At 71.9% G+C, this 21,161-nt stretch carries 18 protein-coding genes; 2 read left to right on the top strand and 16 right to left on the bottom strand.

The window, feature by feature from the left end:
- The 11 genes from AB0M29_RS39170 to AB0M29_RS39120 all read right to left on the bottom strand — a co-directional run.
- Positions 1-1,994: discoidin domain-containing protein (locus AB0M29_RS39170; protein WP_365391586.1), on the bottom strand; the 1,994-nt coding region annotated here is incomplete at its 3' end.
- Positions 1,995-2,365: 371 nt separating this feature from the next.
- On the bottom strand, positions 2,366-3,340 hold the full coding sequence (locus AB0M29_RS39165; protein WP_365391583.1) for a class I SAM-dependent methyltransferase: 975 nt from the start codon (positions 3,338-3,340) through the stop codon (positions 2,366-2,368).
- A gap of 120 nt (positions 3,341-3,460) precedes the next feature.
- Positions 3,461-3,973, bottom strand: a complete 513-nt coding sequence (locus AB0M29_RS39160; RefSeq protein WP_365391582.1) for an ASCH domain-containing protein — start codon at positions 3,971-3,973, stop codon at positions 3,461-3,463.
- Positions 3,974-4,140: 167 nt separating this feature from the next.
- The gene (locus tag AB0M29_RS39155; protein ID WP_365391581.1) at positions 4,141-6,084 is read right to left on the bottom strand and encodes an alkaline phosphatase family protein; all 1,944 of its coding nucleotides are present in this window, start codon (positions 6,082-6,084) and stop codon (positions 4,141-4,143) included.
- 172 nt (positions 6,085-6,256) lie between these two features.
- On the bottom strand, positions 6,257-7,561 hold the full coding sequence (efeB, locus tag AB0M29_RS39150) for an iron uptake transporter deferrochelatase/peroxidase subunit (RefSeq protein ID WP_365391580.1): 1,305 nt from the start codon (positions 7,559-7,561) through the stop codon (positions 6,257-6,259).
- Positions 7,558-8,820, bottom strand: a complete 1,263-nt coding sequence (locus AB0M29_RS39145; protein ID WP_365391579.1) for an EfeM/EfeO family lipoprotein — start codon at positions 8,818-8,820, stop codon at positions 7,558-7,560. Before AB0M29_RS39145 ends, efeB begins: the two co-directional genes overlap by 4 nt.
- 177 nt (positions 8,821-8,997) lie before the next feature.
- Positions 8,998-9,774, bottom strand: coding sequence for a dienelactone hydrolase family protein (locus tag AB0M29_RS39140; protein WP_365391578.1), 777 nt, complete (start codon positions 9,772-9,774; stop codon positions 8,998-9,000).
- A 113-nt stretch (positions 9,775-9,887) separates the two neighbouring features.
- Entirely contained in the window at positions 9,888-11,210 is a 1,323-nt protein-coding gene (locus AB0M29_RS39135; RefSeq protein WP_365391577.1) for a glycoside hydrolase family 3 N-terminal domain-containing protein, read from the bottom strand.
- Between the two features lie 163 nt (positions 11,211-11,373).
- Complete coding sequence (locus AB0M29_RS39130; RefSeq protein ID WP_365391576.1) at positions 11,374-12,738, bottom strand: sigma-70 family RNA polymerase sigma factor; 1,365 nt, start codon at positions 12,736-12,738, stop codon at positions 11,374-11,376.
- Between the two features lie 11 nt (positions 12,739-12,749).
- Positions 12,750-13,076: a YciI family protein gene (locus AB0M29_RS39125; RefSeq protein ID WP_365391575.1), complete on the bottom strand. Its 327-nt coding sequence runs from the start codon at positions 13,074-13,076 to the stop codon at positions 12,750-12,752.
- 102 nt (positions 13,077-13,178) lie between these two features.
- Positions 13,179-13,907, bottom strand: a complete 729-nt coding sequence (locus AB0M29_RS39120; RefSeq protein WP_365391574.1) for a YoaK family protein — start codon at positions 13,905-13,907, stop codon at positions 13,179-13,181.
- A gap of 189 nt (positions 13,908-14,096) precedes the next feature.
- On the opposite strand from AB0M29_RS39120, the gene AB0M29_RS39115 reads away from it, so the two are divergent.
- Complete coding sequence (locus AB0M29_RS39115; protein WP_365391573.1) at positions 14,097-15,593, top strand: MFS transporter; 1,497 nt, start codon at positions 14,097-14,099, stop codon at positions 15,591-15,593.
- Positions 15,594-15,684: 91 nt separating this feature from the next.
- Here AB0M29_RS39115 and AB0M29_RS39110 read toward each other — a convergent pair whose 3' ends face one another.
- The 3 genes from AB0M29_RS39110 to AB0M29_RS39100 all read right to left on the bottom strand — a co-directional run bounded on the left by AB0M29_RS39110 (position 15,685) and on the right by AB0M29_RS39100 (position 18,317).
- Entirely contained in the window at positions 15,685-16,476 is a 792-nt protein-coding gene (locus tag AB0M29_RS39110; protein WP_365391585.1) for an RNA polymerase sigma factor SigF, read from the bottom strand.
- 231 nt (positions 16,477-16,707) lie between these two features.
- Positions 16,708-17,676, bottom strand: a complete 969-nt coding sequence (locus AB0M29_RS39105) for an acetylxylan esterase (RefSeq protein WP_365391572.1) — start codon at positions 17,674-17,676, stop codon at positions 16,708-16,710.
- Positions 17,677-17,741: 65 nt separating this feature from the next.
- Positions 17,742-18,317, bottom strand: a complete 576-nt coding sequence (locus tag AB0M29_RS39100) for a TetR/AcrR family transcriptional regulator (protein ID WP_365391571.1) — start codon at positions 18,315-18,317, stop codon at positions 17,742-17,744.
- A gap of 154 nt (positions 18,318-18,471) precedes the next feature.
- On the opposite strand from AB0M29_RS39100, the gene AB0M29_RS39095 reads away from it, so the two are divergent.
- A complete protein-coding gene (locus AB0M29_RS39095; RefSeq protein WP_365391570.1) occupies positions 18,472-19,413 on the top strand; it encodes an SDR family NAD(P)-dependent oxidoreductase in 942 nt (313 codons plus the stop codon).
- A 123-nt stretch (positions 19,414-19,536) separates the two neighbouring features.
- On the opposite strand, the gene AB0M29_RS39090 is transcribed toward AB0M29_RS39095, so the two are convergent.
- Together AB0M29_RS39090 and AB0M29_RS39085 are read right to left on the bottom strand one after the other, a co-directional pair.
- Positions 19,537-20,097, bottom strand: a complete 561-nt coding sequence (locus tag AB0M29_RS39090; protein WP_365391569.1) for a GNAT family protein — start codon at positions 20,095-20,097, stop codon at positions 19,537-19,539.
- Positions 20,098-20,256: 159 nt separating this feature from the next.
- Complete coding sequence (locus tag AB0M29_RS39085; protein WP_365391568.1) at positions 20,257-21,108, bottom strand: LysR substrate-binding domain-containing protein; 852 nt, start codon at positions 21,106-21,108, stop codon at positions 20,257-20,259.
- Positions 21,109-21,161: the final 53 nt, after the last annotated feature.

Below are 21,161 nucleotides of genomic sequence, written 5' to 3'. Positions count from 1 at the left end.
GTCTGCGCCTGCGCGGCGGCGGCGCCGCCGACCCGGGCGAAGACGTCCTGGATCGTGGTCGGGTTGCCCGCGTGGCTCGCGTTCGAGCCCGGGGCACCGACCTGGAGGAGCTGCGGGGAACTGCCCGCTCCGGCGTCGATCAGGAAGCCCGCCAGCTTGACGCCGTCGACGTCGGCGACCTTCATCGCGTCCACGCCGTTGTCCGGGACGATCGTGGCGTAACCCAGGCCCAGCACCACGGTGTTGGCGCGGGTCACGTTGATCGGCTGGTCCACGTGGTAGACACCCGGCGTGAAGACCAGGTTGAGACCCTGGGCCAGCGCCGCGTTGATCGTCGCCGCGGAGACACCGGGCTTTGCCACGTAGAACTGGGTCAACGGGATCGAGGTGCCCGGGGTGTCGGGCCAGTCGACTCCGCTCGCGTTGGTGCGCAGCGACGGCACGAAGACCTGGTAGTTCCCGCTGCCGTCCAGGTACATGTACGGCTTGTCGCGGGACTCGGGGGTGCTGCCCAGGGTGGTGTACTTGGTGCTGTCGGAGAAGTTCTGCGCCGGAGCGCCCTGGACACCCGAGAACACCATGTTCCAGACGCTGTTGGTCCAGCCGCCGACCGAGCTGTCGCGGGTGTACCACTGCTGCTGGGAGTACGTGCCGACGGTGCCGTCGATCTTGCTGTCGGCGATGTAGCCGCCGGAGGCCCACCCGTAGCCGTTGGGCGCCAGGTTCAGCCCGCCCTTGACGTGGATCCGGCGGAAGGGCGCGGCCTGCGCGACCGCCCACCGGTCGGTGCCGTTGGACGGCGTGATGGCCAGGTTCTCCACCGAACGCCAGAAGTTCTGGGTGGCGTTGCCGTTGAACCAGCCCGCGTCGACGGTGATGTCACCGTTGATCTGCACGTCGTCGGGGTTCTTGCCCAGGCCCGAGACCGAGGTGTAGAAGCCGACCTGGTCGTTGAGACCGCTGTACGTACCGGGCTTGAAGAAGACCTGGTAGCGGGCGTCGCCGAACTGGTTCTTCTCCTGCTGCGCGAAGATCTGGTCGAGCTGGCCCTGGATGTTGGGCGTCGACGGGTCGAACACCTTCACGTTGGGGCCGAGGTCGCCGCCGCCCTGGATCGGGCCGCCGCCCCCACCGCCGTCACCCGCGGTGCCGAAGACCTGGAACTCCCACAGCGAGTAGCCGTAGCCGGTGGCGCGCACGGTGCCGTACACCCGGACGTAGCGGCCGCTGCCGGTCACGTTGAGCGTCTGGTTGCCGCCGGTGCCCGTGGTGGTGGAGTAGACGTCGGTCCAGGTCGAGCCGTCCGTGGACGTCTGGATCTTGAACGACTTGGCGTACGCCGTCTCCCAGTTGAGGGCGACGGAGCTGATGGTGTCGGTCGAGCCGAGGTCGACCTGGAGCCACTGGGGGTCGGCGGCGGCGGAGGACCAGCGGGTGCCGGTGTCGCCGTCGACGGCCGCGGAGGCGGGGGTGCCGGCGTTCTCGGTGGAGGACGCGGTCGCGCTCTTGCCCTGGGACAGCAGCGTTCCGCCGCCGCCACCCCCGCCGCCGCTGCCCGTGGTCCCGAAGACCTGGAACTCCCAGAGGGAGTAGCCGTACTGGGTGGCGCGGACCGTGCCGTACATCCGGACATAACGCCCGGAAGCGTTTACGGCGAGCGTCTGGTTGCCGCCGGTACCCGTCGTGGTGGAGTACGCGTCGGTCCAGGTGGAGCCGTCGTCGGACACCTGGATCTTGAACGACTTGGCGTACGCCGTCTCCCAGTTGAGCCCGATCTGGCTGATGGTGGCGCTGGCGCCGAGGTCGACCTGGAGCCACTGCGGGTCGGCGGCGGCGGAGGACCAGCGGGTGCCGGTGTTGCCGTCGACGGCCGCGGAGGCGGGGGTGCCGGCGTTCTCGGTGGAGGACGCCGTCGCCGTCTTGCCCTGGGAGAGCAGGGTTCCGGCCGCGTGGGCGGAGTGCGAGGGGAGGAAGAGCAGCAGTGAGGCGATCATCGCCGTGATGACCGCCGCTGCCGTCTTTCGCCGGTTCACCGGCGCCGAGGATCTCAGCGTCGCGGAGCCGGTGGGGGGAGCGTGCATGGGCAACTCTCCTGGAATCACAGGTGGGGGGCGGAGCCTGGACCGCGAACTCCGGGGGAGCGCTCTCCCGTTGACGTAGAGAGCGCTCTCCCGGCGCGTACGGCGATGGTTCTCCCTGTGTTTCATTCATGTCAAGAGTTGTGCACAAAGCCCGTACGGCGAGGCCGGGAAGATCCCTGAATAACAACAAATCCGCCGTAAATTACGTCAGTTGTTGAAGTCGGCGCGGTGACCAGCAGGTATCGCTCTCGGTGTGCACCGCGCCGCCTCTTCAGGTCGTGAAATCAAGCGATGTAACGCGCACGGGCGGTGTGTACGGTCGTGGCCACGAGATAGAAAGCGTCGCTCCTGTGCAGGATCCCGGTCGGCGCGTCGTCGTCGATCAGCGCGTCCAGGGTGCGCAGATCGACCTCGTCGAGACCTTCGGTGAAACGCTCGCGGACCCGGCCGAGGTGCCCGCGCAGATGCTCCCGCGCCTGGTGGCCCAGCGGCGCGGGGTGGTCGGTGAGGAAGGTACGGGTTCCGGCCGGTTCCAGGCCCGCCTTCGCCAGCATCGCGGGCCAGTCCTCGACGGTGTCCTTGCTCTGCGGCAGCTCGCCGCGCATCCCGGTGAACCAGTCCTCCAACGCGGCGTCCAGCCGGGCCTGCAGCCCGGGGCGGCCGATCCCGATGTCGCGGGGCAGGAACCGCTGCGGCAGCCCGCGCTCGGCCACCGCGAGCAGCCCGCCGGGGCGTACGGCCGCGCCCAGGCGGCGCAGCGCCTCCTCCTGGTCCCCGAGGTGGTGGACGGCCTGACTGGTCCAGATCACGTCGGCGGTGCCCAACGTGTCGAAGCCCTCGGGCAGTTCGGCCTCCAGCGTCCGGAAGAGGTCGCCGTGGCCCGCGGTGGCGGCCCGCGCCGCCGCCCGCTCCAGCAGGAAGGGCGAAGCGTCCACCGCGACCACCTCGGCCGCCGGGAAGGCGCCCGCCAGCACGCAGGCGGCCACCCCGGGCCCGCTCCCCACGTCCAGCACGCGGCGCACCTCGTGGCCGCTCTCCCGGCCCGTGCCGCCGCTCTCGGCGAGCAGCCCGCGCAGCCACCGGGCCGCCTCGGTGAGATACGGGAGCTGCAGCTCGGCCTCGCGCTCCAGATGGACGGCGAGCGCGTCCCAGTCGAGGTCGTCGTGGTGCGGGCCGTGGGAGTGCGCGTGCCCCTGCCCCTGGCCGTGGCCCTGGGAGTGGTCGTGCGACTGGCCGCCGTGCCCGTGATCGTGAGTCATGAGGTCGACAGTGCGCGGCCCGGCCGGTCCGGGGCAAGTTCTCTTGCTGTTTCCGCGAAATGTGGCGCGCGGGCCGCGCACGCCCGCGCACCCGCCCCGTCCGTCGGGCCCGACGCGGCTCTAGCGCAGGTCGGCCACCAGGCGGAAGCGCTCCAGCACGGCCTCGGTGGTGTCGTCCACCGTGAAGTCCGGGTCCTCCAGCGCCTGCCGCATCGCGGCGCTGTGCCAGAAGGACTCGTGGCCGGCCCGCCACTCGGCCACGCTGGTGTAGCCCTCGCCCTCGTCGATCGCGTGGGCGAGATCCACCTCCGCCAGCGGTACGACCCGGCACGCCGTCGTCTCGATGACCGCGACCCCGACCCCGGTGGAGTCGACGACCACCGCGCGGCCGCCCACCACCGGCAGCGGGTCGCCGTCGTGCGCGTAGTCGACCACGAGGCCGGTGGTGGAGGTCTTGCTCCCGTCGAGGATCGCGGCCACGAGCTGGTCGCGCAGCGGGCCGGGGAAGGCGAACTCGGCCAGCGGCAGGCCGGCGATCTCGGCGGCGGTCCCGGCGGCGGCGCCGGAGTCGACCTCGGCGGCGGTCCTGGCGGCATTCCCGGGGGCCCTGTCGGGCGTGGTGTCGGGCGTCATGCGGCCGACCCTAGTGCGGGGGGCCCGCGGGGCGCGCGGGGGTTTTCCCACGGCGGCGGGGCCGCCCCCGGCGCGCGTACGCACCGGGAACGGCCCCGCTGTCGAGCCTTGCCGGCCCTTGCGACGGCGTCCTGCCGTCACATCGTGCTGTCACCCGTACCGCGGTGTCAGGCGGCGGTCGCACCGCTGCCCGCGTGGCGGCGGTGGCGGCGGGCGTAGACCAGGCCCGCGGTGCCCGTCACCAGAGCGGCGGCGGTGATGCCCAGCGGGAGCGCCGGGGAGGAGCTGCCGGTCTCCGCGAGCTGCGTGGAGGGGCTGTTGCCGCCGGTCGAGCCGCCGGTGGAGCCACCCGTGGAGCCGCTGGTGGAACCGGTCGAGGAGCCACCGGTGGTCGCGCTCTGGCCCGGGGTCGAGCCGTGGCTGATCCGCTTCACGGACTTCACGGAACCGTCGGCGTTCAGCAGCACCTGCTTGTTGTTCGGGTGCCGGAAGTCGAAGGCGCCGGAGAGGGAGTTGGCGCGGGCGTCGAAGGACGCGTCACCGATCCGGCCCGTGTGCCAGTTGTCCTCGATGAACTTGGTGATCGAGGTCTGCTCCGTGCGGGTGTGGTCGACCGAGTTGACCTTGCTGTAGGGCGAGATCACCAGCAGCGGCTGCCGGGTGCCGGGGCCGCAGCGGTCGGCGTAGCCGCCGGCCGCCTTCGGGCCCGCCTGGCAGGCCGGGCTGTCGATGCTCTTGCCGTTCGAGCCCAGGGTGGTGTTGGTCGAGCCATTCTGGGGCTTGGCGTAGGCGTGGTCGTACCAGCCGTCCGAGTCGTCGTAGGAGATGACGACCGCGGTGTCCTTCCACTGCGGGGAGGACTGGATCTTGTTGATCTCGGAGACCAGGAAGTTCTGCTCGTCGATCGGGTCGGAGTAGGCGCCGTGGCCGTCCTGGTACTCCGGGGCCTTGAGGAAGCTGACCGCGGGCAGGCTGTTCGCCTGGAGCGCCGAGTCGAAGTCGGTCAGGTCGTAGTTGTGGTTCGCCTGGCCGTTGTGGCCGATCTCCGCGGTGTTCTTCGGCGGCAGGTGGTGCGGGTTCGCCGTGGACTTGTAGTACTGGAACGGCGAGTGGTGCGGGCTGTAGTCGACCGAGGAGGCGCCGCCGATGTTGGCGTGCGTGGTGCCGGTGCAGGAGGCGTAGTCACCCTGCTTGCCGTCCCACGCGGTGCTCGGCTTGAAGCCGCCCTGGAACCAGCCCCAGGACACGTTCTTGGCGTTGAGCAGGTCGCCCACGTTCTTGCCCTGCATGACCGCCAGGTTGTTGGCGCTCGCGTGGCTGCCGTCCGAGCAGTCGTCGAAGGCCGGGTCGGGGTCGTTGATGACCGTGCCGACACCCTTGGCGTCCGGGGAGAGGACCGCGTACGGGTCGGGCGTCGCCGTCTGGGTCGGGTTCTCGGTGCCCGACTTGGGGTCGACCGAGATGACACCGTGCGTCTGACCGGAGATCAGGTTGAGCGCGCCCGGGGTGGAGGGGCCGTACGTGGTGCTGTACGAGTTGTCGCCGAGCGAGTAGTGCTGGGCGTAGTTCCACAGACCGGTGACCGTGTTGCCGTCGTAGTAGTCCATGACCAGGCCCGGCTCGCCGAAGAGGCCGCCGGAGCACTTGTTGGTCTCGGTGTTCTGGACGTAGCTGTCGGCCTTGCCACCGTTGGCCGCGTACTGCTCGGGGCCGTAGTTGTGGTTCTGGTCGCAGGTCAGGGCCTGCGCGGGGGAGAGGCGCTTGGGGGCGTACTGGTTGGGGTTCTTCGTCAGCAGCCCGGCGTGGCGGAGGGTGTCGATGTTCCTCGGCGTGTTCTTGGCCGCGGTGAACTTCGTGCCGTCCGTGTTGGCGGCCACCGGGTAGGAACCGAAGTAGTGGTCGAACGAGATGTTCTCGTCGAAGATCACGACCAGGTGCTTGATGGGGGTGGCGGTCGAGCCGCCACCGTGGTGCGCGGGGGAGTCCGCCTGCGCGGGGGCCACGCCGCCCGCCAGCATGAGAGCCGCGGCTCCGGCCACTGCCCCCCAGCGAGCGGTCCGCCCCCGCGGAACCGCCCTTCTGCCCTTGTCCGTACCGCTCGTGGTGCTCATGCTCTCTCATCCTCCGCTGCGTGCGCGTTGTACGCGTGCGCTGTGGAAACCGTGCACGCTGTCGAACGCGATCGTCGATGTGGACCGCGACATGCCAACGGCACGTCGGTGGCTGCCGGGTGAACAGCGGGTCAGTAAATCCTTGGGAACTCTTGACCCGCCCTTTACTCGCTCAGGTCAGCAGGGCGCGCCCGAGCCAGTCCGAGCGGTCGCGGACGCCCGGGAGCGTGAAGAAGTAGCCTCCCCCGAAGGGGGTGATGTAGTCCACCAGGGGCTCTCCGGCGAGCCGCTTCTGCACGGTCTCGAACTGCCGCTCCAGGTCCCGCTGGTAGCAGGTGAAGAGCAGGCCCATGTCAAGGTTGCCGTCGGTGTCCATGCCGCGGTCGTAGTTGTAGCCGCGGCGCAGCAGCCGCTGGGGTTCGGTGGCGGCGGTACGCGGGTTGGCCAGCCGGATGTGGCTGTCCAGCGGGATCACGTCACCCGCCGGGTCCTGGGCGAACTTGGGCGTGTCGAACTCGCGGCCGCCGTCCAGCGGCGCGCCGGTGTCCTTGCTGCGGCCGAACATCCGCTCCTGCTCGGTGAGCGAGACCCGGTCCCAGAACTCGACGAGCATCCGGATCACCCGCACCACCTGGTAGCTGCCGCCGGTCGTCCACGCGGGCTCGCCGCCCCCGTCCACCCAGATCAGCTTGGTCGCGGTCGCCGGGTCGGCCACGTCGGGATTGGCCGTACCGTCCTTGAAACCCAGGTGGTTGCGGGGGGTTCCGGTGGGCCGCGGCGGGCTGGTGAAACCGTCGATGCGCCAGCGGACCTGCATCGCCCCGCGGGTGTGCCGGGCGATGTCGCGGACCGCGTGCAGCACGGCGTCCGGGTGGGCGGCGCTCAGTTGCAGGCTCAGGTCGCCGTGGCACCAGGCGGGATCGAGGTCGTCGTCGGGGAACGCGGGCATCGTCTTGAGCCGCAGCGGCTTGCGGTCGGCCAGCCCGAAGCGCCCGTCGAAGAGGGAGACGCCCGCGCCGACCGTGACGGTCAGCCCGTCCGCGGCGACCTTCGGGCCCAGCGTGCCGCTGTCCGAGGGCGGTGCGGTGATGCCGAGCGCCGCGGGCGTACCGCCGGAGGTCAGGAACCGGGCCCGGTCGGTCAGGGTGTGCAGCAGCTCGGTGAGTTCACGGCGGTCGGCGGCAGTGACGTCCAAGGACAGGAAGGCGGTGGCCTGTTGCACCGGCTGGATGATCCCGGCCTGGTGGGCGCCGTGGAAGTCGACGGCCGGCACGCCGCCGTGGGAGGGCGCCGCGGCGTGGGCCGCCGTCCCGCCGAGCACCGCGGCGGCGGCGCCCGCGCCGGTCACCGCGCCGACCGTGCCGACGGTGCCGAGCGCGGCGCCGCGCAGGAATCCGCGCCGCCGCAGGTCACCGCCGCCGCCCGCGACCGCCGCGGGCTCGCCCGGCGCCGGGGCCGTCTCGCGCGTGTCCTTCATGCGGTCCTCCGTACGTCGCAGAGCGCGGCCACCGAGGCGAGCCGTTCGAGCAGGTCGCCGAGGTCGGCGTTGACCGCCTGGCGCTGGGTGTGGGTCAGGTCGCCCAACGGCGTCCAGCCGGCGCCGTGGTGGGCGGCGTCGAGGTCGCGCCGGGTACGGTCCATCGCCGCGTCGAGCCGCGGCAGCCCCGGGTCGCGCGGGGTGAGCAGCGGCCGCAGCCGGTCGAGCAGCTGCCGGGTGCCGTCCAGATTGGCCCGTACGGTGGCGAGGTTGGTGCCGCTGCCGTAGTCGGTGCGCCCGGTCAGCTCGAACTGCTCGGCGTTCTCCAGGATTTCGTGCGCCCGCAGCCCCAGGTCGGCCGGGTCCATCCGGGCCTGCGCCCAACTGGTGCGCAGCGCCCGTACATCGCTGTCGAGCTTCGCCGCGGGGGCGCGCAGCGCGGCGGCCGACTGGCCGTGCCACAGCCCGTACTCGATCCGGTGGAAGCCGGTGAACGACGGGTCGGCGACGGCTCCCGGCGTCCTGGCGGCGGTGCCGTTGATGGCGCCGTCGGCGTCCCCGAAGGTGCCGTAGGCCGCGCCCATCCGCTCGTAGACCAGATGCGCGGTGAGCCAGTCGGTTCGGGCCGCCGCCAGGTCGCCGCCGTCGATGTCCGTCTTCAACACGGCGGTGCCGTGCGCCAGTTCGGTCATCCGGTCGCCGATCCACTTCTGGTAGGCGAGCGTCGGCGGGATCAGGTCGTGCTGGGTGACCGGTAGGGCGCCGGGCCCCTGCGGCTGGGAGCCGCCGACGGTGACGGTCGGGCCGGTCACCGCGTCCGCGTCCTCCGGCACGCACTTGAAGGCGTAGCTGCCGCTGCCCAGGTCCACGGTCATCGGCCGGGTCGTGCCGGGCGCGAGCCCCTCCACCTCGCCGTAGACCTTGCCGCTCTTGGGCTCGGTGAGATACACCTCGGCGCCGTCCGCACCCGAGTTGTGCAGGTCGAAGACCTGGGTGCCGGGCCGCGGCCGGGTCCAGCCGTGGCCGCAGCCGCTGGTCGAGATCTCCACCACGGTGTGCCGCAGGCCGTCGGCGGCCGGTGCCGTGGCGTTCGCGTCAGCCGCGCCCGACGGTTTGACGCCGTTGCCCGCGTTGTCGGCGAGCAGCGCTGCGGTGACCGCGGCGGCCACCACCACACCGGCGGCCCCGGCCTGCCACAGCCGCCGGCGGCGTGACGGACGAGGCGGCGGTGCGGCTATGCCATCGGGTTCGGCGGACACACCGGACCTCCAGATGTCGGGGCAGCGGATCGGCGGTGCCGCTCATGCTAAGCACCGCGTCCCGTGCCCGCGTACCTGGTCAGAGGCGGGGTGGCCACAATTCCCCGGCAGTTCACCCGTCGGACATGTAAGGGCACCCTAAGCGCGGTTTCCGGCCCGCCAACCGCCTCGATCGTGCTACCCCTCGCGCAGTTCCTCCGCGAAGAGTTCGCCGATCCGCCGCCAGGTGTCGTCCGCCAGGTCCTGCCGGTAGGTGTCGCGCTCGTCGGCGAGGAAGCCGTGCGGGGCGTTCGGGTACACCACGACCTCGTGCCGCACCCCGGCGGCGGTCAGCTCCTCGGCGGTGAGCCGGTTCTGGTCGGGGGTCACCACATGGTCGTCGGCGCCCATCACGTACAGCAGCCGGCCGCCCTGCTCGGCGATGCCGGGTGTCAGGGTGAGCAGCGGGTCGGGCTTGCCCAGCGCGGTCCCGGTGACGTCGAGCCAGCCGGGGTAGATGACGGCCGTGGCGCTCAGCGGGGTCCGGGTGGCGGCGAAGTAGGCCAGGTGGCCGCCGAGGCTGACGCCCATCATGCCGGTCCTGCCGCCGGCGTCCGGCCGCCGCCCCAGGTACGCCAGTACGGCCTCCACATCGCGCCGCACCTCGTCCCGTTCGAGCTTCTGGAGCAGCGCGAACCCGGCCGCGCGCCCCTCGTCGTCGGCGACACCCGCGAACCCGGGCGCGGTGCGGTGGTAGAAGTCCGGCACCACGGCCAGGTATCCCATCGACGCCAGCCGGTCCGCGGTCCTGCGGATGTACGGGGTGACACCGAACATCTCGAACCCGACCAGCACCGCGGGACGGCGCCCCGGGGTGTCGGGCCGAGCGGTGTAGGCGGTCATCGCCGGGGAGGCCGCGTCGTCGACCGGTATCTCGACGTCCTCGGTGATGATCGGGTACGGCACTGCGCTCATCTCGCTCCTCGTACGGTCTTCCGGGCACGCGGACGATCACGTCCGCGAGGGAACCAGCAGCCGGGTCCGGGGATTTGTTCCCGGCGGCGACGGGAAGAAGAGCTGACCACCCGTCAGGAGCAGGTCAGCAGGCCCGCGTTGTGCTTGAGGTTGAGCACCCGGTGGACGCTGTCGTCGACCGCCGCCCGCAGTGCCGAGCTGTTCGGCATCTTGGCCAGGACGGCCGCGGTCATCGGGGCGATGTCACCGGGCCGGACGGTGAGCACGATGTTGCCGCCCGCGGTGAGGTAGTCCACCGCGCGCTGACCGGGGGAGCGGTCGCTGACCGCGACGGCCGCGCCCAGGTCGTCGGAGATGATCACGCCCTTGAACCCGAGCGACCCGCGCAGCAGATCGCGCATGATCACCGGCGAGAAGGCGGCCTGGCGGGCGGGGTCGATCAGCGCGTACTTGGCGTTGGAGACCATCACGAACGGTGTGCCGGCCTGGATGCCGCTGCGGAACGGCTGGAGGTACGGGTCGGTGCGGGTGGTCACCGAGTCCACCACGTTCGCGGCGAGGTCGGTGTTGCCGCGCACCCGGCCCAGGCCGGGGAAGTGCTTGATGGTGGGCAGCACGCCCGCCGCCCGCATGCCCCGCAGGAACGCGTCGCTGTGGGAGGCGACGGTCGAGGGATCGTTTCCGTACTCGCGGTCCAGCAGGCCGATGGGCGCGTTGACGCCGACGAGGTCGGGCGGGACGGTGTCGGCGACCGGCGCGAGGTTCATCGACAACCCGGCCGCGCGGAGCTGTCCGCCCCAGGCGGTGGCCTGCTGCTGGAGGTGCGAGGTGGACCACTGGCCCTGGGTGACCGCGCTCGGGATCACCGAGAACCCGGGGCCATTGAGTACCTGCACCTGGCCGCCCTCCTGGTCGGTGGAGATCAGCAGGTGCAGCTTGACCCCGGGCACGGTGGTGGCTAGGGCCTTCGCCCGGTCGGTGACCGCCTTGACCGCGCTGGTGCCGGTGTTGGTGTGGCCCATCAGGAAGACGCCGCCGACCTTGCCGTGCGTGATCGCGGTGGCTTCCGCACCGGTCACGCCGGTGGAGTTGATCGCGCTCATGAAGAGCTGGCCCACCCGCTGGGACACCGACATCGCGGACACCGTCCGGTCGACGCAGCTCGCCGGCGGCTTCGTCACGGGCGGCGGCGCCGACGACTTCGTGGTGGCCGTGCGGGCCGGGGACGAGGTGGCCGCCGAGGCGGTGGTGTGGGTGCCGGTGGCGCTGCTCGGCGCGGTCGAGGAGGCCGAGTTGCCGCCGTTCCCACTGGAGCAGGCGGCCACCGTGACCATCAGCCCCAGCGCCAGCGCCGCGCCCCGCCGCCCGCGGAGGGCGCTGCGCGGGGTCGCGGAGCGCGGTCGGCGGTCAGGGGGAGTAGTGGGGGGCTGGTGCACGGGGGAACCTCTCAGCACATGGATCGGGCGGAAAATCGGAAGGCCTCACTCACCTCTCTGCCCACTTGTGAGCCAGTCGTTTCATATGATCGCAAGAAACCCCCGAGCGGTGCCCCGGATGACGCCGCCCGGGTGACCTCGCCCCCTCCCACCAGGCCCTCGGTCAATCCGTGACAGAGGGTGTCTCCCCGCCGGCGGCGGGCGGCTCGACCTCCGCGAGACGGCGGCGCAGGAAGCGGCGCTCGCCGTCCGTCGGCGCCAGGTCGAGCGCCTCGCCGTAGGCGTCCGCCGCCTCCGTCCGGCGGCCGAGACGGCGCAGCAGGTCCGCGCGGGTGGCGGGCAGCAGGTGGTAGCCGGTCAGCCCGCCCTGCGCCGCCACCTCCTCGACCAGGGTGAGTCCGGCGGCCGGGCCGTCGGCCATCGCGACGGCGACCGCCCGGTTCAGCTCCACCACCGGGCCCGGCGTCATCCGCGCCAACTCCCGGTACAGCAGGGCGATCTGCGGCCAGTCGGTGTCCGCCGCGTCCGCCGCCCCCGCATGGCAGGCCGCGATCGCCGCCTGCACCTGGTACGGGCCGGGCCGGCGGCTCAGCAGGGCGTCCTCCACCACGGCCAGCCCCTCGGCGATCTCGTCCCGGTCCCACACCGTACGGTCCTGCTCGTCGAGCGGCACCAGCTCACCGGCCGCGTCCGTACCGGCGGCGGAGCGCGCGTCGTGCAGCAGCATCAGCGCCAGCAGCCCGCGCGCCTCCGGCTCCTGCGGCAGCAGCGCCGCCAGCAGCCGGGCCAGCCGGATCGCCTCCCGGGTGACCCGCCGCCGCGCGTCGCCCGTGTCACCGGACGCGGCCGACGCGGCCGACGGCTCGGCGCCGGTCTCGTCCCGATCGGTGTACCCCGCGTTGAACAGCAGGTACAGCACGGCGAGCACCGCCGCGGTCCGCTCGGGCAGCCGGTCGCGCGGCGGCACCCGGAAGGGGATCGCCGCGTGCCGGATCTTGTTCCTGGCCCGGGTGAGCCGCTGCGCCATCGTCTTCTCCGGCACCAGGAAGGCGCGGGCGATCTCCGCTGTGCTCAGCCCGGTCAGGCAGCGCAGGGTGAGTGCGACCTGGGCGGCGCGCGGCAGCGCGGGGTGGCAGCAGGTGAAGATCAGCCGCAGCCGGTCGTCGGGGACCGCGTCGGCGTCGCTCAGACCCGCCGCCTCGGCCATCCCGCCGGCCGGCCGGGCCGGCTCGCCCGCCGGTGCCAGCCGCGCCACCTGGCGGAGCTTGACCGCTTCGTTCGCCGCGCGCCGCAGCCGGTCGAGTGCCCGGTTGCGGGCGGTGGTGGTCAGCCAGCCGCCGGGCCGCCGCGGGATGCCGTCGCGCGGCCAGCTCTCCAGCGCCCGTGCGAAGGCGTCCTGTGCGCACTCCTCCGCCAGGTCCCAGTCACCGGTCAGCGCGATCACCGCCGCCACGACCCGGCCCCACTCCTCGGCCCAGGCCGCGGCGACCGCCTCCCGCACCGCCTCCGGCGTCGCCGCCGACCCCATGGCGTCCGGCCTCAGTCCGTCCAGAACGGCCGCACCTCGATCATGCCGAAGCGTGCCATCGGGTGCTTCGCGGCGACCTCGACCGCCTGGTCCAGATCGGCGCACTCGATGACGTCGAAGCCGCACATCTGCTCCTTGGTCTCCGCGTACGGCCCGTCGGTGAGCAGCGTCTCGCCGCCGCGCACCCGTACGGTCGTGGCGTCCTCGGCGTCGCGCGTCCTGTTCCCCATCAGGCGGATCCCCCGGCCGTCCATCTCGTCCGCCCACGGCTGCGCGTCGGCGTCCTCGGTGAAGGCGGTGTTCCGGTCCTCGATGCAGATCAGCAGCAGGTACTTCATGATCGGGCTCCTTCGGGTACGTGTCGTGCGTGCCTGTTCCGTCACTTCCACCCCTACGACGAACGGGATCCCCGCGGATCTACACCCGCGGCGAAAAAAATCTCAGGCGGTCCACGCGAGGCCGGAGCGGCGGTGGGGGAGCAGCGCCGCGGCGACCGCGACCAGCAGCGCCACGGAGATGAGCAGCGCGTACGCGGCCCGCCCGTGGCCGACGAGCGCCGCGCCCGCCAGCGCCCCGAGGAACATCGCCGCCGCCGACAGCAGCCGCCGCCCGGCCCTGCTGCCGGAGCCGCCCGCGGGCCGGGAGTCGGCGGCGACACCGGTGATGGTCAGGGTCAGCACCGTGGTGGTGAGGTCGGGGACGGCCAGCCGCCGTACGATCGCGTTCTGGCCGCCCATCGCCAGGCCCAGCAGCGCGATCAGCGTCATCCGGGTGCCGCCTGTGGCGGGCAGGTCGGAGACCGCGCCGAGCGCGTAGGCGGCCAGCACCAGCAGCGTCTGCAGCGCCGTCGCGCCGAGCAGCAGCCGCGCCCGGTGCCGGGTCACCCGGTGCGCGAGCAGCCCGCCGCCCAGCGCGCCGACCGCGAAGGACACCAGCGACAGCAGCGACGCCGTCACCGAGAAGCCGGTGGAACCGGCGAGCGAGAACGCCAGGAAGACCACGTTCCCCGTCATGTTCGCCACGAAGACCCGGCCGAGCGCCAGATAGCTGAACGCGTCCACCAGGCCGGTGACCACGGTGAGGACCAGCAGCAGCGGCGGCAGCGGGCCGTGCCGCCCGCCGGGATCGGGTACCAGGATGTCCCGGGCATCGCGGAGAGTGCGGATCACAGGGGAGCCCTTCCGGAGGTGCGGAGCTGCCGGACCCCCATGCTGCCGCCCGGCCCGGCCCTGGCGCACCCCGAGGGCGCCCCGCCGCAGGTCCGAGCGGGTGCGCGACGGGCGCCGTGACATATCAGCGCCGTTGCGGGGCACCCGCCATGTGGTCGGACCATCCGTCATCTGGACGAGGAGAACGTCATGGCCACCCCACCACCGGACACGCCGCAACCGTCATCCGGCGGCACGCTCACCACGGACGTTCCCGCCCGGCTCGACCGGCTGCCGTGGTCGCGCTGGCACTGGATGATCGTGGTGGGACTCGGCACCGTCTGGATCCTGGACGGCCTCGAGGTGACCACCGTCGGCAACATCGCCGGGCGGCTGTCGGAGGACGGCAGCGGACTGTCGGTCACCTCCGCGCAGATCACCGGTATCGCCGCCGCGCTGTACGTGGCGGGCGCGTGCGCGGGAGCGCTCTTCTTCGGCTGGCTCACCGACCGCTACGGCCGCAAGAAGCTGTTCATGGTGACGCTGGCGATGTACCTGACGGCGACCGCGATGACCGCGCTGTCCTTCGCCCCCTGGTGGTTCTTCACCTTCCGGTTCCTCACCGGCTTCGGCATCGGCGGGGAGTACGCCGCCATCAACTCCGCCATCGACGAGCTGATCCCGTCCAGGTTCCGCGGCCGGGTCGACCTGATCATCAACGGCAGCTACTGGCTGGGCGCGATCGGCGGCTCCCTGCTGTCGATCGTCATGCTCAACACGGACATCTTCCCGAAGAACGTCGGCTGGCGGCTCACCTTCGCCCTCGGCGTCGTGCTGGGCCTGGTGATCCTGCTGGTCCGCCGCCATGTGCCGGAGAGCCCCCGCTGGCAGTTCATCCACGGCCAGGGCGACGAGGCCGAGGGGTTGGTCAGCTCGGTGGAGAAGGAGATCGAGGAGGAGAAGGGCGCCCGTCTGCCGCCCGCCAAGGCGAAGATCACCATCCACCAGCGCGCGAGCGTCGGCTTCGGCCTCATCGCCAGGACCGTCTTCCGCAAGTACCCCCGGCGCGCGGTGCTGAGCCTCTCGCTCTTCATCGGCCAGGCGTTCCTCTACAACGCGATCACCTTCGGCTTCGGCTCGATCCTCACCACGTTCTTCGACGTGCCGACCGGCAACACCGGCTACTACTTCGCCGTCATCGCGGCGGGCAACTTCCTGGGCCCGCTGCTGCTCGGCCCGCTCTTCGACACGCTCGGCCGCCGGGTCATGATCTCCTCGACGTATCTGCTCTCCGGCATCCTGCTGTTCGGCACCGCCTGGCTCTTCGACCGCGGCTCGCTGAACGCGACCACGATGACCGCCTGCTGGTGCGTGGTGCTGTTCTTCGCCTCCGCCGGTGCCAGCAGCGCCTATCTGACCGTCTCGGAGATCTTCCCGATGGAGACCCGGGCGATGGCCATCGCCTTCTTCTACGCGATCGGCACCGCCGCGGGCGGTATCAGCGGCCCGCTGGTCTTCGCCGACCTCACCAAGTCCGGCGTGGTCGGGGACACCGTGCTCGCCTTCGAGATCGGCGCGTCGCTGATGTGCGCTGCGGGCCTGGTGGCGGCGTTCCTCGCGGTGCGCGCGGAGCGGCGCGGCCTAGAGGACATCGCGGCTCCCCTGTCCACGGTGGAGGAGGAGGCCACCTCGGTGAGCGCGGCCTGACGCACGGCCGCCGTATCCGCACAAAAGCCGTGGCCCGGAACGCGAGTTCCGGGCCACGGCCTTGTCGGCACGGCGGCGGCGCCGCCCGATGTCACTTCTGGGTGAGCAGTCCGGCCCGCAGCTTGGCGATGGTCCGGCTGAGCAACCGCGAGACGTGCATCTGCGAGTAGCCCAGCTCCTCACCGATCTGCGCCTGCGTCAGCTCGTCGCCGAAGCGCATCTGGAGGATTCTGCGGTCCCGCTCGGGGAGCTTCTGGATCAGCGGGGCGAGGCTGTTGAAGTCCTCGACCAGGTCGAGCGCGGGGTCGCAGCTGCCGAAGGTGTCGGCCAGGGTGCGGCCCTCACCGTCGGCGCCGCTGTCGGCGTCGTTGTACGGGGTGTCGAGCGAACCGGCGGTGTAGCCGTTGGCGGCGACCAGGCCCTCGATCACCTCTTCCTCCGTCAGCTTCAGCTCCGCGGCCAGTTCGGCGACCGTCGGGTCGCGGTCGAGCAGCAGCGCCAGGTGCTCCTTGGCCTTGCTCAGCTCCACCCGCAGCTCCTGCAGCCTGCGCGGCACGTGCACCGCCCAGGAGGTGTCACGGAAGAACCGCTTCATCTCGCCCACGATGTAGGGGATCGCGAAGGTGGTGAACTCGTTCTCGCGGGAGAGGTCGAACCGGTCGATCGCCTTGATCAGACCTATCGTCCCGACCTGGAGGATCTCCTCGTGGTCGGTGGCCGGCCGGTTGCGGTAGCGGCCCGCGGCGAAGTGCACCAGCGAGAGGTTCATCTCGATCAGCGTGTTGCGCGCGTACTGGTATTCGGGCGTGCCCTCCTCCAGGACCTGGAGGCGGTCGAAGAACAGCTTCGACAGCGCCCGGGCGTCCTTGGGCGCCACGCTCATCGCGTCGTCGATCAGGGGAAGACCGCCGATCGAGCCAGTGTCCGATCGGAGCGCCTGTTCACTCGTCGCCGTGTCATCCGGGCTCTTCGTCGACTGCTGCGCCATCGTCGTCACGTCATCGCCTCGCACTCGTCGGACTGTCCGTAGCTCGCTTGCCCGCTCTGCGCCGACCCATTCCACATTTCTTTCGGAACATGTCCGCGCCGCCGTCCCGGCCGGTGCCCAAGGCCGTCAGGCGAGCCGTTGCGGGAGCCAGCGCAACTGCCTGACCTGCTGAAACGGCCCGCCGCCCTCGTGCCCGTTGAAGTCGTAGACCTCCATCTGCTTGTCCTCGACCGGATAGGCGTTGAAAGCCGCGAAAACGGTCGAAGGCGGGCATATCTCATCCTCCAACGCGGTGGAGAACAGCGCGGGCGCCGTGCCGCGGGCGGCGAAGTGCACACCGTCGAAGTAGGACAGCGTGTCGAAGACCCGCTCGCGCCGGTCGCGGTGGGTGGCCAGGTAGTTGCCGATCTCGCGGTACGGGTTCTCGTCGGTGACGGTGGCGGCGCGCGGGAAGTCGCACAGGAAGGGGACGTCCGGCGCCAGGGCCACCAGGTCGGGGACCAGCCCGCCGACGGCGAGGGTGATGCCGCCGCCCTGGCTGATGCCCGTGGCGGCGGTCCTGGCGGCGTCGGCCAGCGGGTGGGAGCGGGCCGCCTCCACCGCGCGGACGGCGTCGGTGAACACCCGGCGGTAGTAGAAGTCCTCCGGGTCGGTGATGCCCCGGGTGAGGAAGCCGGGGTAGGCGGGGCCGCTGCCGACCGGGTCCTCGGTGTGACCGGCCGCCCAACCGCTGCCCTGGCCACGGGTGTCCATCACGAAGTGCGCGAAACCGGCCGCCGCCCACAGCAGATGGGTGTGCGCCAGGCCGCGGCCGCCGCCGTAGCCGATGAACTCGACCAGCACCGGCAGGGGTCGGTCGGTGTCCGCGGGCAGGACGAACCAGCCCTTCACCCGGTGGCCGCCGAAGCCGGAGAAGGTGACGTCGTACGTCTCGACCGCGGTGAGGCCGGTGTCGACCCGCTCGAAGCGGGCGTCCAGGTCGTGGCGGCGGGCCTCGGCGAGGGTGTCCGACCAGAACCGGTCGAAGTCCGCGGGCTCCTTCGAGGCGCTGCGGTACGCGCGGAGCTGGTCCAGTGGCAGGTCGAACAGGGCCATCGGGTGGGTCCTCCGGTGCGTTCCCCGCCGGGGCGGCGGCTTGTCGGACACACCGTACGGGCAGGTCAGGACGGGCGGAAGCGCATACCGTCCATCAACAGGTCGAGCAGCCGGCCCGCCTGCTCGCGGCGCTCGGGCTCGCCCGCGGCCAGTGACACCCCGACCAGTGCGGTGAGCGCGTCACCGGGCTCGACGTCCTCGCGCAGCACGCCCGCCTCGGCGCCCGCCCGCAGCAGCAGGGCGATCGCGGCGACGAGCTGGTCGCGGCTGTGCGCGAACGGGTTGCCGCCGGAGGCGACGACCGCGCGCAGGGCGTCGGCCATCCCGCGCTTGGCCGCCATGTAGTCGACGAAGAGATCCATCCAGGCGCGCGCCGCGCGGTCCGGGGGAGCCTCGGCGAGCAGCCGGGGGGCCGCCTCGCAGAGCCTGGCCAGTTCGTTGCGGTACGCCGCGTCGACCAGCGCCTCGCGGGTGGGGAAGTGGCGGTAGAGGGTCCCGATGCCGACACCCGCGTCCTTCGCGATCGCGTCCAGCGTCACCTCGGGCCCCTCGTTCGAGAACGCGCGCACCGCCGCTGCCAGCAGTCGGTCGCGGTTGCGCTGCGCGTCGGCGCGCAGCGGACGGGGGGTGGTGCCCGGCACGGTCGCTCCTCGGGAATCGGTAGGGGTGCGCCGACGGAGGGTCGGCTTGCAAGCGGAGTCTCCTCCGTTTATCGTCGGAGTAGCGGAGGCTCCTCCGGTTTCATCGTACCGGCCGCGCCTCCCCTTCCGCACACTTGAGGAGACACACCCCGTCATGACTTCTCCGACGCGTATCACCACGCCTTTCACCTGGGAATCCACCGCGGCGCAGGTCGTCGAGGGCATCGATCTGACCGGCCGTCGCGCCGTCGTGACCGGTGGCGCCTCCGGTATCGGGATCGAGACCGCCCGCGCGCTGGCCGGGGCCGGCGCCGAGGTCACCCTCGCCGTACGCGACACCGCCGCGGGCGAGCGGACGGCCAGGGACATCACCGCCACCACCGGCAGCGACCGGGTGCGGGTCGCCTCGCTCGACCTCGCCGACCTGGACTCGGTCGCGGCCTTCACGGCCGCCTGGGACGGCCCGCTGCACATCCTGGTCAACAACGCCGGGATGATGGCCTCGCCCGAGATGCGCACCACGCAGGGCTGGGAGATGCAGTTCGCCACCAACCACCTCGGCCACTTCGCGCTGACCACCGGACTGCACCCGGCGCTGGCCCTGGCGGACGGCGCCCGCGTGGTCTCGGTCAGCTCCAGCGCGCACCTGAACTCGCCCGTCGTCTTCGACGACATCCACTACCACGAGCGCCCCTACGACCCGTGGACCGCGTACGGGCAGTCCAAGACCGCCAACGTGCTGTTCGCCGTCGAGGCCACCAAGCGCTGGGCGAGCGACGGGATCACCGTCAACGCCCTGATGCCCGGCGCGATCCGCACCAACCTCCAGCGCCACCTCGACGAGGCGGAGCTGGAGGAGATGCGGGCCCGCGTCAAGGCGGGCCCCACCAAGTGGAAGACGCCGGAGCAGGGCGCGGCGACCTCCGTGCTCGCGGCGACCTCACCGCTGTTCGAGGGCGTCGGCGGCCGCTATCTGGAGGACTGCGCCGAGGCCGCCGAGAACCGGCCCGGCACCAGGACCGGCGTCGCGCCGTACGCCCTCGACCCGGAAGCCGCCGCGCACCTGTGGCAGGTCTCCCTGGACACGCTGGCCTAGCGCGCGGGCCGGGCGGTCAGGAGCGGGCCGGGGCCCGGCCGCCCGCCGGTCCGTCGGCCGGACGACCGGGCTCGGTGCCGCAGCCGCCCTTGCGGCAGTTCACGTCGGAGCAGGACATGGTCATCACCTCTTCTTCTCTGGCAGGTCGCCGGGGACGCAGTCCAGCAGGAGTTTGTCCACGCGCCTGCCGTGCCACAGGGCGGCGCTGCGCAACCGCCCGGCATCACGGAATCCGGCCTTGAGGTAGGCGTGCACCGCGGCGGTGTGGGGGGCGAGCACCTCCAACCACACCGTGTTCAGTGACGCGATGGTGAAAGCCCATTCGAGGGTGAGTGAGGTCGCTTCGGTGGCGTAGCCCCGGCCACGGTGCTCCGGGGCGATGACGAGGGTGTACTCCGCGCTGTTCACCGACTGATCCACGCTCAGGGCGGCGGTCCCCACCGGGATCGCGCTCTCCGCGGTGATCACTTCGAAGAGTTGGTAGTGGCTGGCGGTGTGGCTGCTGCGGAACCGGGCCTGGAAGACCTCCCAGGACACCGGCCAGCGGGCACCGAACCCGACGACCGTCGCCGGATCGGTCTCCCAACGGTGATAGTCCCGCATCATCTCTTCCCTCGCCAGCGCCAGTGCCAACCGCTCTCCTGAACACAGCGCGACGGGAGCGGCACAAGGGGTGTTGGTCATCACGTTCGTCTCCTGCGGGTGGCCGGGTCGGGCTGGTGGCAGCCGCCTCCTCCAGCCTGGTCGTCCGCCCCGTCCCACCCCGGCGGATCGGCCGTATTGCCCACGCGGGGCGCGGCCGTATGCTCTCGGACCCGCGCAGGGCCAGGCCGCCCCGCCCGGTCAGCCGTTCCGCAGCGCGATCGCCGCGAACTCCTCGATCAGCGCGCTGTCGCGGTCCGCGGGCCACGCCAGGCACACCTGGTTCGGCCCGAGCCCGCGCACCGGGAGATGTGTGACGTCACGGCAGGCGTAGAAGGTCGCCGTCGACAGCGGCAGCACGACCACGCCGTGCCCGGCCGCCACATGGTGCAGCTTCTCCTCCACCGTGCGGAGCGCCGGGAGGGACCGCTGCCCCTGACCGGGTGCCCGCACCGGCCACTCGGGCACCGCGGCCGGGTCCTGCAGCAGCCGCTCACCGGCCAGGTCGGCCAGGTCCACGCCGTCCTTCCCGGCCAGCCGGTGGGTGACGGGCAGCACCACCACCCGCGGCTCCGACAGCAGCGGCCGTACGGTCAGCCCACGCTCGTCGACCGGCAGCCGGACGTACCCCACGTCGGCCCGGCCGTCGTGCAGCACGTCGACCTGGTCGTCCCAGCCGGTTCTGAGCACCTCGATGTCCAGCCCCGGGTGGCGCCGCGCCAGCTCCCGCACCGGCCCGGTGACGATCAGCCCCGGCATGAAGCCGACCGTGAACACATCGGTGCCGCGCGCCGCCCGCGCCGCCCGGCGGCGCATCGCCTCCGCCGCGGCCAGCAGCGGGCGCGCGTCGGCGAGCACCTGCTCGCCGGCCGGGGTGAGCGCGGTGCTGCGCCGGTCACGGACGAGGAGGGACACCTTCAGTTCGCCCTCCAGCGCCCTGATCTGCCGGGAGAGTACGGGCTGGGCGATATGGAGCTCCTCGGCGGCCCGGCCGAAATGCAGATGCTCGGCCACTGCCACGAAATACCGCAGCTTCCGCAGATCGACATCCACCGGCATCTCCTTCTCGCTCCGGAACCTCCCAGCCTATTACGGCGTTTGCGGGA

Source organism: Streptomyces sp. NPDC051976, assembly GCF_040680795.1.
Classification (GTDB): Bacteria; Actinomycetota; Actinomycetes; order Streptomycetales; family Streptomycetaceae; genus Actinacidiphila.
The sequence above is the reverse complement of the archived record's forward strand: the minus strand, read 5'-3'. Positions and strand labels throughout refer to the sequence as shown.